Below are 13,434 nucleotides of genomic sequence, written 5' to 3' on the forward strand. Positions count from 1 at the left end.
ATATAATATTAATATTTCTTTATTTTGTCCTGTCAAATTTTCTTAATGTATATTTTCTGTCTGTTTTAAATGGATGGAACTGTCTTCCGTTTCCGAAGTAAAACTTTGAGAAAAATTCAACGTATAAAAGCCTTGCCCCCTGTATGCCTGGTTCAAAAACAGCTATGATTAAATTGAATAACTGTCCAAATATAAGTATTATTAAACCAAGAACCACAAAGTAAATTGGTCCCGAAAGTGTTGACACAAATACAGTGTTTATGACAAGGGCCAATACAACAGATGCCAGGAGTATACCCACAATCCTTGTATATGATAGTATATGACTTATTATGGATGGAATTTCCATGAGGCTCTGAGTCCCCTCAAAGGCAATAATCAGGACAAAGCCCACTGCAAACATTATGTAACCCAATAATGATGAGAAATTTGTAGGCGACAGTGATATCCTGTGTATTAAATTAAGACCAAGTATGGCAAGAGCCCAGGCAAGAAGTATCCAGCCAAACTTTGCAACTGATTCTTTTTTATGATTTATATAAATATTATTAATAATGCCAAGTATAAAACCAAATGTAACCAGTCCAAGACCAATATATCCTGAAATTAAAAGCAATTTTCCTATATAAATAACCGGAATCGGCCTCTGTGCCACATGAAATGGTGGGTAAATTGTGAAGCCAAAGAAGGCGTTAAAGTAAAGTCCAACAGCGATTGCAATTATGGACCCTGGAATAAGTGCCTTGGCCAGATTCATTAATGCGTTTTTACCCATTATCATAAAAACAAAATTCGTTAATTTTTTTGGTATATGGCTAACTGCCGGTGGATGGTTAAGTCTGTGAATTATAAAAAGTGAGAATAATAATATAACAAGGCCGTAACCTGCATCACCAACCATAACACCAAAGAATATTGGAAATATTATGGCAAATATCAATGTTGGGTCTATTTCATATTCCTTTGGTAATGAATAAAACCTGATGAAAAACTCAAATATTTTTAAATGCTTTGGATTTGAAAGCTGTGTTGGTGGGTCCTCCTTTGTTTTTATCTTCTGTATAATTACCTGATTATCTGTATCTTTTTCTATTATATACATGGTTTTATCAAAATCCTTCTGTGCTATCCAGCCCTCAAGTGCAAATACATTTCCTGTGGCTGCTATCTGACCTGAAATCTCTGCCTCCTTGTATTCAACCTCAAGCTGTTCCTCTATCTGGACTATTTTCTCATAATATGTATCTGAAATTTTGTTTAATTCGTTGCTTATAATCTCAAGATTTTTCCTATCCTCCTCAATTTTTTTATTGCAATCATTAATTATCTTGCTTGGTGTGCCATTAAATTCGGGTATGTGTAATATTTGAGATGATAAACCCGATAATGATGGTAAAAATTTATCCTCATATTTTCTATTTATGGTAACAAGATAATAATTACCGGTTCGTATTTTATTCATGTAGTCTGCCGATAATTTTTCAATTTTATCATTTACCTCTATTAAAAAGCTTTCAACGTATGAATTATTCAATGCTGATACATCTATATTAAAATCCTTAATTATGGTGAATATTCTTATAAAATTCTCATTTTCCCTTATATCTCCAAGATATGCATCCTCTTTTGATTTTAGGTCATTTAATTCATCCTTAATGTTTATTTTTGATATTTCTGATATTAAATCATTGTATGAATTAAAATAAACCTTATTTTTAATAGGTTTTTTTGGAAGTATGGATATATATCCCCTGAATTCAGCAAGATAATCTGATATTGTTTTATAATCCTCCTCATTTACCTGCCTGTCAAATATTTTTATTACTGATGGATCAACATTTTCAATTTGCATCACGCCAAGGTCGTGAAGGTCATCTATAATAACATCCTTTTTTTCTAGTGTACCAACCACGCGGATTTTTACCATTTTTTCTGGCCTTAGCATAAAGCTCACTCTTTTATATAATCTACAAGTTTCTTAAATACATAATCCTCTATTTCTTTATTTGAGAGATCTAATTTCATTACCTCGGATTTTGCCTTAACACGATCCATTGCGTCTGCAAGTTTTTTCTTTTCTTCATCCTTTATTTCCTGCATTGCCTTATTATAATTATTGATTATTTCATTTTCCATATTCTTAGCCCTATCGTTGCATGTATTTTTGATCTCGTTTAGTTCTGCCTCCTTTTCCGATTTTAACTTCTCAATTATTTTTTTATTTTCTTCCTCCTTATCCTTAATAACCTTTAGCTGATCTATTTCTGTCATTTAAATAACACCACCGCCATTATAATTATAAATACCACTGTTGCCATTATATTAATAACGAATAAAGTCTTTTTTATGGTTCTAAATTTTTCTAAATTATTCTTCATTTTCAACCACGTGACTTTTAACAAATTTTAATGTTGAGAATGAATCTCTTTCCCTTTCATCCAGATGTTCCTTTATTATCTTTAAATTTAAGTTTAATCTGGGTATCATTATATTTTCTATGGCATTTGACCTTCTGTTGGTTTTATCTATTTCATACAATAATTTTCTCATTGAACTTTCTTTTTGTGCAATTACAAGCAATTCACTGAAAATTTTTTTAAATGTTAATATTGCATCATAAACAGACACCGGTACAGATGAAACGAGATATTCATTGCTAAGTGTATTTTTGCTTATATTTACATTTAAATCTGGTATTTTTACACCCATAATGTTTTTTGTATTTATTAACACCTCAGGATTTGATGACATGTATGATACCCTTTCAATTTCAAGGGTACCGTCTATAATCTCTGACATTTTAATTTCATTTATCCCAAGTTCAATATCATTTCTTACATTTTCCCTTAATCCCTTTATTTCACTGTTAATCTTCATAAATTCCATGACAAGTGCTGCCCTTTTCATTTTCAAAAGATCAAGTCCTCTGGATGCAACCTTGATCCTTTTTTTGGTATTCATTAATTCTATTCTTGTTAATCTAACATTATTTGCCATTACTATCCCATTTGCCATATTTTGATATATGGGCTGATTTAACCTTTTTCATTTCCTCAACAGGCAGCACTGAAAGAATGTCCCAGCCCAGGTTTAATGTTTCCTCTATTGACCTGTTTGCATCACCCTGATTAACATATCTGTTTTCGAAATCATCGCCAAATTTAAGGTATAATTTATCGGTTTCACTCAGTGCCTCCTCACCGACTATTTCACTCAGTGATCTGGCGTCCTTACCCTTGGCATACGATGCATATAGCTGGTCTGCCAAACCACGGTGATCCTCCCTTGTATGGTCCGCACCTATACCCTGATTCATCAATCTTGATAGTGATAAGAGCACATCGACCTCGGGGTAAATATTTTTTCTGTTAAGGTCTCTTGATAGTGTTATCTGCCCCTCTGTTATATAACCGGTGAGATCTGGAACAGGATTTGTTATATCATCCCCGGGCATTGTTAATATTGGTATCTGTGTTATTGAGCCCTTCCTGCCTTTTATTTTTCCAGCCCTTTCATATATCGTGCTTAAATCTGTATACATATACCCTGGATATCCCCTTCTTCCCGGTATTTCATCCCTGGAGGATGAAATTTCCCTCAGTGCCTCACAGTAATTTGTCATATCTGTTAAAATAACAAGGACGTTCATATCCTTCTCATATGCAAGATATTCTGCTGTTGTTAATGCAACCCTTGGCAGAATAATCCTGTCCATTGATGGGTCAGAGGCAAGATTCAGGAATATAACCGAGTCTGATAATGCCCCAGAATTCTGGAACTGCCTCATGAAATAATTGGCCTCCTCACTGGTTATGCCGATTGCGCCAAAGACCACACCAAATTTTTCACTGCCGTTAAGTGTGGTTGCCTGCCTGGCTATCTGCGTTGCCAGCCTGTTATGTGATAGCCCTGCACCTGAAAATATTGGCAGCTTCTGTCCCATGACAAGGGTGTTCATGCCGTCTATTGTTGATATACCGGTCTGTATAAACTCACTTGGTTCCTCCCTTGAATATGGATTTATTGCAGCACCTGTTATATCCACCTTTTCCTTGGAATATATTTTTGGCCCGTTATCTATGGGTTCTCCAAAGCCGTTAAATATCCTGCCAAGCATATCATCTGATACTGGAAGCTTAAATGTGCTTCCAGTTAATTTTACACCGGTGCCCTGGGGGCTCATGCTTGTTGTGGAACCATAAACCTGAACTACAGCCACACCGTTTCTTGTTTCAAGAACCTGGCCCTTAACCCTCTCACCACTGTCCAGAATAACATCCACTATTTCGTTGTATGATGCATTTTTCACATCGTTTACAAATAGAAGCGGCCCATTAATCTGGCTAATTGATTTATAAATAATTTCAGACATTTTGAACACCCTCTATGATTGTGCCGTATTCATCGGCTATTTCCTTAATTATATCATTATAAAATTTCTCGAAATCCTCCTCCTTTACTTCCTTCATTCTTGATATTTTTGCCCTGACTGGCAGTGCTGAGGTCTGGGATACCTTTCTGCCTGAATCTATTGCCTTTTCCTGATAGTCATTTAATGTTTTAATAATCATTAACATTTCGTACTGTTTTTTAATTGAACAGTAGGTATCAATGTCATCAAAGGCATTCTGCTGCAGGAAATCCTCTCTTATTACCCGGGCAATATCGAGTATATTTTTCTGCTTTTCTGGAAGAGAATCATAACCAACAAGCTGTACTATCTCCTGAAGCTCAGCCTCCTTCTGAAGTGTGCTCATCATTAATGAATGAACTTCCATCCATTTCGGATCAACATTGTTCTTAAACCATCCTGATAATGAATCGAGATACAATGAGTAACTGTTGAGCCAGTTGATTGATGGGAAGTGCCTCCTTGATGCAAGTGATGCATCCAGTGCCCAGAATACCCTTGTTACCCTTAATGTGTTCTGGACCACAGGATCAGAAAGATCACCGCCTGGAGGTGATACCGCACCTATTAATGTAACAGATCCAACCCTGTCATCTTCAGGTATTATCTGGGCATTTCCAGATCTCTCATAAAATTCAGATATCCTTCTGCCAAGATATGCCGGATAGCCCTCCTCACCAGGCATCTCCTCCAGCCTTCCAGATATTTCCCTTAAAGCCTCAGCCCAGCGGCTTGTTGAATCTGCCATTAATGCGACATCATATCCCATATCACGGTAATATTCCGCAATGGTAACACCGGTGTATATGCTTGCCTCTCTTGCTGCTACCGGCATATTTGATGTATTTGCAATTAATATTGTTTTTTCCATAAGTGGCTTTCCACTCTTTGGGTCCTGAAGTTCCGGGAACGTTGTTAAAATTTCTGTCATTTCATTGCCACGCTCACCACAGCCAACGTAAACAGTTATATCTGCGTCAGACCATTTTGATAGCTGATGCTGAATTACAGTTTTTCCAGACCCAAAAGGCCCCGGGACGGCAACGGTTCCACCCTTTGCAACAGGAAAGAATGAATCTATTACTCTCTGACCTGTAATTAATGGTATTTCAGGTGCGAATTTTAAAAATACCCTTCTGGCCTTCCTTACGGGCCATATCTGTTTAAGCTTAATTTCATAGTCGTTTTTTTCATTTTCTATTATGCATACTGTATCAGAAACCTTAAACTTGCCCTCCTTAATTTCCTTTATTATGCCCTTAACACCCTCAGGCACCATTATCTTATGAACTATCAGTTCTGTTTCCTGAACCTCTCCTATAATATAACCCTGGTTAACCTCATCACCCTCCTTTAAAATAGGTTTGAAATCCCATTCCTTATTTTCATCAAGTGGTGGTGCTGAGGCTCCCCTCACAATAAAATCCCCTGTTTCCGATTTAATTACATCCAGTGGCCTTTGAATACCATCATAAATTGATTTAAGGAGCCCTGGACCGAGCTCAACTGAAAGGGGCTTTCCAGTGGAATATACAGGCTCACCGGGTTTTAACCCGCTTGTATCCTCATATACCTGTATTGTTGATTTATTATCCACAATTTTGATTATTTCACCCACAAGTCCGAGGTTGCCAACCCGGACAACATCAAACATCTTTCCATTAACATCTGTTGCAACAACAACCGGACCAGAAACACTATAAATTATACCTTTATTCTCCATTTAATCACCTATATCTATTCCCAGTATTCTTTTGGCAAGTTCATATACCGATTCCTCTTCTGTTACGCCTGGAACAGGGATAAATACCACAAGAGGATTTATTGAGGTATTATACAGATTTAATTCATCCTCCTTTAAATACTTTTGAATTGACTGTGAGGCAAGAATAACATTATACTTTCCTGACGAAAATATCTCCCTCAGTTTAAGGGCTGCCTCATTAATATCAACTATGAATGTATCATTAATTCCTATGAGCTTAAAGCCCATCGCAACCTCTCTTTCTCCAATTACACAGATATTATCCATTTACATCAGCATCCTTTCTATTAGCTTCCTGTCAAGGTTGTATGATTTCCCGATCAGTATTGTCCTTAAATTATCTCTCTCCCTTTCTGCTGTCAGTATATATCCAAGTATAAATGGGGCTCCAGTGGTTCTCATCATTAATGGAAGATATTTTTCAAGAAGTGCCTTTCTCATTGATATTTCAAACATTGACAGGCTTCCATATTTTTGGTAATATTCTATGGCATCCTCAAGGTCATAGTCCTTAAAGACTTTAAGTACATCAACAGTGTTATTTGACCTGAAAAGATCTGATAATATATTTTTTGTTAAGTTTCCATTGTCTATTAAGTACCTTTCAATGCTGTCATATGATACCTTTAACTCTATGCCTTTAATAACAGTTAAAATATTTTTTATATCTATATACTCCTTTGTATAATTTATTAATATTCCCTCATCACCGTTAAAAAATTTTGCCTGATCTGCCAGTTCATTATAATAATGAGAATCAAGGGAGGAAAGCAGCGGATAAATATCTCCGGTTTTTTTGAACTCGTCTATATACTGCAGCAGATAATTATACCCATATGAAACTAGGTAATTTACAAGGGATTCCACATCAGGCCTGGAGAGCATTGACCTAAAATCCTCATAACTTAAGTTACCGGCAAAAATACCAAGTGGAATATCCCTGAAACTTATGATAAAACTATCGTTATATTTAATTTCATGCTTTATTATCTTTGATATTAAAATCGCCTTGATAGATTCAATGTCCCATTTTGATATATATGTTTTTATATAATTCTTAATTTCAGGAGGCACTGCAAATATTGCAATTCTGGAATTATTTATTATATGCCTGTTTATGGCAGCTATTAGAATATCAAGCTCTGATGAATTTATTACTGATGATTTATCAATATCATCCTTATAGGATGTTTCATAAAGCCGCAATTTAATATCTTTTATTTCAAGGTCAAGAAGTGATTTTATAAATTCATTGCCTAGGAAATCATTATAATGAACCTTTAGCCTTCCAAAACTTCCAGAATATGCAGTGTTCATTTATCACACCTATTTTACATTTTCATAGAAGTAAGCAAGTATGTCATCAGAAATTTCTTTAAATATTGTATTTAAGGTTAAATCCAGCATTTTTAGGCGGTCTGGAGAATATGCTATGATTCCCGATTTTATTCCTGAATTTGCCTCTACATTTTTTGGATTTACCTTATTCATGGCCTTAATTTTTTCCATATCAGATTCTGAGCATTCAACAATAATGTCCTTACCGAGCTTCTTAATTGATGTATCAACCATAATTTCTAGCAATTCCGGATATCTTGAGGATTTATTTAGTGAGGTTATATATGATTTGGCCTTATCAAGTGCTGAATTAATTATTTCCTTTTTCTTATTATCTATTATCTGCTTGATCTGAATTTTAATCTGGTCCTCATACTGCTTTATGATTAATTTTGAATCATCTTTTTGTTTTAGCGCATAATATTCCTGCAGTTCCTTTATTTTTTTATTGCATGCTTCCCTTACGTTCTTAATTTGCTCTTCATAGTACTGATTGATTTTTTGAATTTCATCCTCCCGGGACCTGTCTATTTCATTTAATATGCTTTCAAGGGACATAGAGCATCATATTACATGCAGAAGCAGTATTATACCGAGCACAAAACCTATAATCCAGAGGGTTTCCGGAATAACAAAGAAGAACAGAACCTGACCAAACTTTTCTGGCTTTTCTGCTATTATACCCATACCGGCCGCACCAATACCCTGCTGAGCCATACCAGTACCGATAAGACCCCCTGCTATTGCTATTGACGCAGCTATTGCTAACAAAGCATCTACAGTTGTAACCATAAATATCCAAGTGAATATTAAAATGCTTTATATAAAATTATTTATTTTTGCGAATTTATATAGGCTTTTCGATAACTTTTGCCTTGCTGCTGTTTATTTTGCTTTTACCGCTGTCATCGTCTATAATTATTGTGATTTCCTCACTGTTACTTTTTAGTATATTATTTATGCGTTCCTCAAGAACTTTAGTTTCCTTATTATTGCCCATTAATGATAATTTTTCCTTAATACTTGTTATTATTCCCTCGGCTGTTGTAATATAACCATTGGATGCTATTCCCGGGGATATTTCTGCATCTATTTCTGGTATTTTTATATATGCATCAGGGGACCTGTATATTATTGTTTTAAGATCATTCTTGCCGGTTATCCTTAATAGCATGACCTTGGGTTTTTCCCTTTCATGCCTCTGTATTGATACGTTTTTATAATAGCATGTTTTGCATGTATATGTTTTTATTGTAATTTTACCCTCATAAGGAATTTCGGTATCATATTCTATGTAATACAGATAACTGTTACAGTTTGGGCATTGCTTATCTGTTAATGTTTCATTCATATTTACACCTCAAACCATGATAATAAAGGTTCTAATAATATAAACTTTGCCTTTTTTAATGATTCAATATTGGGCGATGATGTAAGAAACATTGTTATTTTTATGTCCCTGATTATATTATTTATATGATTTTTCAATTCATCATATGATGTATCTGCGTCCTTCAGGAAATTTCTGGCCATGCCAGCCATTGTGGCGCCCATAATTATTGATTTTGCTATATCCTGTCCGTTTCTGAGGCCACCACTACCGATAATTGGTAAACCCACATTACAGTATTTAATTGATGCTGGCGATGGTATGCCCCAGTTCCAGAATGTCTTTCCAGAGTGCATTTTTTCCTCGTCCTTTATTTTTAATGCGCGGTAATATTCTATTGCCGCGAATGAGGTCCCACCAAGACCTCCAACATCAATGGCCTTAACACCTGCATCCTTCAGGGCCAGTGCATCCTCATGGGAAAATCCATTTCCGGTCTCCTTGGCAATAACAGGATAAGACCCTGCAAGCTCCTTAATTCTATTGATAACGCCTCTTGCGTTTCTATCTCCCTCGGGCTGAACCATTTCCTGTAGAAAATTAAAATGAACAATCAAATAGCTTGCGTTTATTAAGTTAAAAATATAGTCTATATCCCTTGATGTAAGCGCCCTTGATGATTGGTCTATTAACTGTGGTGCACCAATATTTGCAAACTTTGCGGGTATTTTATAATCATTTATTACAGAAAATGTATCCTCCAGATTTCTATTCTCTATAACAGCCCGCATGCTACCTACGCCCATGCCAATATTAAATTCCTCTGCGGCCCTTGCAAGGTTCCCGTTTATTTTTTTTGCCTTTTCAGTACCGCCTGTCATGGAAGATATTATAAATGGATATGCAAAATCCGAGTTTAAAAACCTTACCCTGGTATCTATTTCATCATAATTTATTTCCGGCAATGCCCTGTGTATTATTCTTATATCATCCCAGTAATTATGCTCGGAAGTTACATTTTCGTTTTCTGCTATGTTTATGTGTTCCTCCTTTCTATTTTCAATCAATTATACCACCGTTCCATAAAAATTATCTTTTCCTATATCTTTTATTCTCTCTGGATATAATCCATTTATTAAATAAACTTTTATGCCAAGTTTTGAAATTTTAACCATTGAATTGTACTTATTAATAATTCCACCAGTAACATCTATTGAATCATTTTCAAAATTAAAATCTTTATTCACTGTTTTTAGCAGTTTTGCATCCTTATGTATTTTTGGATTTTTATCAAATATACCATCAACATCACTAAAAAATATAACCTTTTCCGGCATGAATATTCTTGATAGATCATAAATTATATCATCTCCAGAATATATGCCAATGTAATTTCTATTTTTTATGTAAACATCTCCATAACTCACAGGCATAATATTATTTTTTACATAATACCTAAAGATGTCATAATTCTTTTTTTTGCCATAAATATATGTTGATGGTGGCACCGGTATATTTCCCATGCCGTACTCTGAAAGAATTTTTGAAACCCTCATATTGAGATCTGACATATCATAATGTATAAGGCTCATGTAATATAATGACCTTTTATTAAGCCTGCCCGGTATGTTATATTCCTTGGCCATTATGTGGCCAAAAGATCCGCCTCCATGTATAATAATAAATTTATCTTTAATTTTGGATATTTCAGCAATAATTTTTCTTGTCCTATCCTCCTCAAATTTTCTGTATGTTTTTTTGTCTGTAATTATACTGCCACCAAGCTTTAATATTATCATACAAGCTAAATTGATAATAATTTATTAAACATTATTAAATTGTTTATTATAATTGAATTTTAAAAATTTTAAACTATTACAGGTGTGAATGGACTTATGAGCTTTCTTTCTGCTGCCTTTTTATAGTACATTTCAAGTGCCTTCTTTCCTCTCTCACCAAAGTCTATGGATAGTTCGTTCACATACATTTTAATAAATTTTCTTTCCAGCTCAAAGTCATTATATCTGGAATATTTCATGGCGTATTTAACAGCATCATCCTCATGATCAAATGCATATTTTATTGAGTTTTCGAAGTCCTCCCTGTATTTTAGTTTATCCTCCAAAGATAGTGATTTTCTAATAGCATTAAATCCCAGGGGCACAGGAAGATCACCGGCATATGCCTTCCACTGATCATAAAGATCAAGAATTTTAATTAAACCCTTGTCCTGGAATTTAAGCTGTTCATCATGTATAAGTATCCCTGCATCTATTGTACCTTTTAATATTTCATTGGTAATCTGGTCAAATCTTATTTCCTTATATTCCCTGGAATCGTTGAACATTCTGTACAGCATAAATGAAGAAGTATATGTTCCGGGCTGGCCTATTACTGCATTCTTTAGATCTATTTGCTTCTTTGCAACCACTATTGGACCATAGTTTATTCCAAAGCTTGCACCAGAGGCGGTAAGATCATATTTATCTGATACCCTTATATATCCATTTGCGGATATTGCTGTAACATCATAAAGATTGTTAATAGCCTCCTTGTTTAATGTCTCTATGTCCTTAACAACCTGCCTGTATTCAAATGATGTCTTTATTTTATGCTCAAACATTGCATAAAACATAAAAGCATCATCGGGATCTGGAGTATGCGCAATTATCATTTCCATGTATTGTTATTGTATCATTCTTAAAAAAACTATTTATTGATTTATTAATAAATATTTAATAGCAATAAACTATTTATAAAAAATAATAATGTTAATCTCATGCTTTCATTTAATAAGCTTGAATCTATAGAAAAAAAGGTTGATAACGGTGAGGACCCTGATATTAATAATATAATATACATGTATGATGAGGCTGATCTAAGGGATCTTGGAAAAATGGCAAGGAAAATAACCGATAAAATTTCTGGAAACAGGGTTTCTTTTGTTTCAAATTTAATATTAAATTATACAAATATATGCAATGTAAGATGTAAATTCTGTGCATTTTACAGAACAGATTCGGATAATGATAAATACACTTTATCAGAGGATGAGGTAATTAATGAAATAGGAAAATACAGGCCATATGGAATAAGGCAGCTGCTTATTCAGGGCGGTGTTAACCCGCATTTAAATCTTGATTATTATACATCATTATTTTCAAGAATAAAAAGGGAATTCCCGGAAATCGGCATACATGGACTTTCAACAGCGGAACTTCATTTTATATCAATTAAATCCCATATAAGTGTGGGGGATCTGTTAATAAAATTGAGAGATAGTGGACTTGAAACAATACCCGGGGCAGGAGCGGAAATACTTGATGATAATGTCAGGATCAGGATGGGAAGGCCCAAAAATAGTGGAAAGGAATGGCTTGAAATTATGGAGGTTGCGCATAAACTGGGGATAAAAACCTCTGCCACCATGATGTTTGGGCATATTGAAACGTCTGAGGATAAGGCAAATCATTTATTATCAATACTTAATTTACAAAAGAAATATCATGGCTTTTTATCATTTACACCATGGAATTTTGAGCCGGGAAACACAGAGCTTGGAAACCAAATAAAATACAGGTCAGGTGGTGCTGATGTTCTCAGGAATATAGCAATATCAAGGATAGTATTTAACAATTATCTGCCTGTTATTCAAAGTTCCTGGTTAACAAATGGGATAAACATGGCGCAGATGGCAATATTATTTGGTGCCAATGACTGGGGAGGAACCATATACGATGAAAAGGTGATACCTGCTACAGGAAAAAATGTAGGAAATTTAAGAAGTGAGATGATAATAAATTCAATTAAACAGCTTGGTATGGTTCCAGTGGAACGTGATAATCTTTACAGAACAGTAAAAATTTATTGATTTATATATTCATTTTTTAAAATAATGTTTTTTAAAAAATTTACCGTTTCATTAACCTCAAAGTTATAATCATATTTTATTGTGTTATAATAGAATTTTAGAATCTCTTTTTTAACCTTTGTCTGGTTTTTTATTATTGATTTTTCCACATAATTTTTTGATTCAGCAATTGCATTATCAATGATTTTATGGTCAAAGTCCCTTTTTGAGGCTGTTACTGCATATACCGGCATTAAATTGAAAAGCCTTGAAAACTCATAACCTATATCAAAAATTATATTATAATTTGATTTATATGCAAGGAGTGCGTCATCACCAATTACCAGTGCATAATCATTATTATTCAAAAGATTTTGGGCATCAGTATATTTTGATTTAATAAGTTCATATTTTATTCCCATTTTATTTAAAATTAGGCTTAGATAAAACGATGTTGTTGCCGTTAAGGATGTAACAGCTATTTCAATATTATTTTCTATGTGTTTATTTCTGGATATTAAAAGTGTTGACATTGTATTTGATAATGTGTGTATGTTTGCGGTCTCGATTAATTTTAGATCAGAATTTAAAAATTGAACCAGTGATACCATGCCGGCATCAAGTTCGTCTTTTTCTATCATCCCTAAAATATTAAACGCAGTATCCCTTTTAATTTCAATCTTATTATTAAGTGCATAAAATAAAGGGTCTGAGTGAATTAAATTTATTATTCCATACAT

General features: G+C 34.2%; 15 protein-coding genes. 1 reads left to right on the top strand and 14 read right to left on the bottom strand.

What is annotated here, in order from left to right; genetic code table 11:
- Positions 1-19: 19 nt before the first annotated feature.
- From TZ01_RS06775 to TZ01_RS06835, 13 genes are all read right to left on the bottom strand, one after another.
- Positions 20-1,945: a V-type ATP synthase subunit I gene (locus TZ01_RS06775; protein ID WP_048102044.1), complete on the bottom strand. Its 1,926-nt coding sequence runs from the start codon at positions 1,943-1,945 to the stop codon at positions 20-22.
- Positions 1,946-1,950: 5 nt separating this feature from the next.
- Positions 1,951-2,271: a hypothetical protein gene (locus TZ01_RS06780; protein ID WP_048102045.1), complete on the bottom strand. Its 321-nt coding sequence runs from the start codon at positions 2,269-2,271 to the stop codon at positions 1,951-1,953.
- A 96-nt stretch (positions 2,272-2,367) separates the two neighbouring features.
- Positions 2,368-2,997: a V-type ATP synthase subunit D gene (locus tag TZ01_RS06785; protein ID WP_082180468.1), complete on the bottom strand. Its 630-nt coding sequence runs from the start codon at positions 2,995-2,997 to the stop codon at positions 2,368-2,370.
- Entirely contained in the window at positions 2,987-4,372 is a 1,386-nt protein-coding gene (locus TZ01_RS06790) for a V-type ATP synthase subunit B (protein WP_048102047.1), read from the bottom strand. Before TZ01_RS06790 ends, TZ01_RS06785 begins: the two co-directional genes overlap by 11 nt.
- On the bottom strand, positions 4,365-6,134 hold the full coding sequence (locus tag TZ01_RS06795; protein ID WP_048102048.1) for a V-type ATP synthase subunit A: 1,770 nt from the start codon (positions 6,132-6,134) through the stop codon (positions 4,365-4,367). Before TZ01_RS06795 ends, TZ01_RS06790 begins: the two co-directional genes overlap by 8 nt.
- Positions 6,135-6,443, bottom strand: a complete 309-nt coding sequence (locus TZ01_RS06800; RefSeq protein WP_048102049.1) for a V-type ATP synthase subunit F — start codon at positions 6,441-6,443, stop codon at positions 6,135-6,137. It lies immediately after the preceding gene.
- A complete protein-coding gene (locus TZ01_RS06805) occupies positions 6,444-7,493 on the bottom strand; it encodes a V-type ATPase subunit (protein WP_048102050.1) in 1,050 nt (349 codons plus the stop codon). It abuts the gene before it with no gap.
- 9 nt (positions 7,494-7,502) lie between these two features.
- A complete protein-coding gene (locus TZ01_RS06810) occupies positions 7,503-8,072 on the bottom strand; it encodes a hypothetical protein (protein ID WP_048102051.1) in 570 nt (189 codons plus the stop codon).
- A gap of 6 nt (positions 8,073-8,078) precedes the next feature.
- The gene (locus tag TZ01_RS06815; RefSeq protein ID WP_048102052.1) at positions 8,079-8,306 is read right to left on the bottom strand and encodes an ATPase; all 228 of its coding nucleotides are present in this window, start codon (positions 8,304-8,306) and stop codon (positions 8,079-8,081) included.
- Positions 8,307-8,361: 55 nt separating this feature from the next.
- Positions 8,362-8,865, bottom strand: a complete 504-nt coding sequence (locus TZ01_RS06820) for a ZPR1 zinc finger domain-containing protein (protein ID WP_048102053.1) — start codon at positions 8,863-8,865, stop codon at positions 8,362-8,364.
- A 2-nt stretch (positions 8,866-8,867) separates the two neighbouring features.
- Positions 8,868-9,911 carry a type 2 isopentenyl-diphosphate Delta-isomerase gene (gene fni / locus TZ01_RS06825; protein WP_048102054.1) on the bottom strand — a complete coding sequence of 348 codons (1,044 nt, stop codon included), beginning with the start codon at positions 9,909-9,911 and terminating at the stop codon, positions 8,868-8,870.
- Positions 9,912-10,643 carry an isopentenyl phosphate kinase gene (locus tag TZ01_RS06830; protein ID WP_048102055.1) on the bottom strand — a complete coding sequence of 244 codons (732 nt, stop codon included), beginning with the start codon at positions 10,641-10,643 and terminating at the stop codon, positions 9,912-9,914.
- A 68-nt stretch (positions 10,644-10,711) separates the two neighbouring features.
- Positions 10,712-11,524, bottom strand: a complete 813-nt coding sequence (locus TZ01_RS06835) for an MqnA/MqnD/SBP family protein (RefSeq protein ID WP_048102056.1) — start codon at positions 11,522-11,524, stop codon at positions 10,712-10,714.
- Between the two features lie 99 nt (positions 11,525-11,623).
- Here TZ01_RS06835 and mqnC point away from each other — a divergent pair, with 99 nt between their 5' ends.
- On the top strand, positions 11,624-12,715 hold the full coding sequence (gene mqnC / locus TZ01_RS06840) for a cyclic dehypoxanthinyl futalosine synthase (RefSeq protein ID WP_048102057.1): 1,092 nt from the start codon (positions 11,624-11,626) through the stop codon (positions 12,713-12,715).
- Here the strand turns inward: mqnC and TZ01_RS06845 are convergent.
- A complete protein-coding gene (locus TZ01_RS06845) occupies positions 12,709-13,434 on the bottom strand; it encodes an MqnA/MqnD/SBP family protein (RefSeq protein WP_048102058.1) in 726 nt (241 codons plus the stop codon). The two genes, mqnC and TZ01_RS06845, sit on opposite strands and share 7 nt — an antisense overlap.

Origin of the sequence: Acidiplasma sp. MBA-1 (assembly GCF_000949015.1) — an archaeon.
Taxonomy (GTDB): Archaea; Thermoplasmatota; Thermoplasmata; order Thermoplasmatales; family Thermoplasmataceae; genus Acidiplasma; species Acidiplasma aeolicum.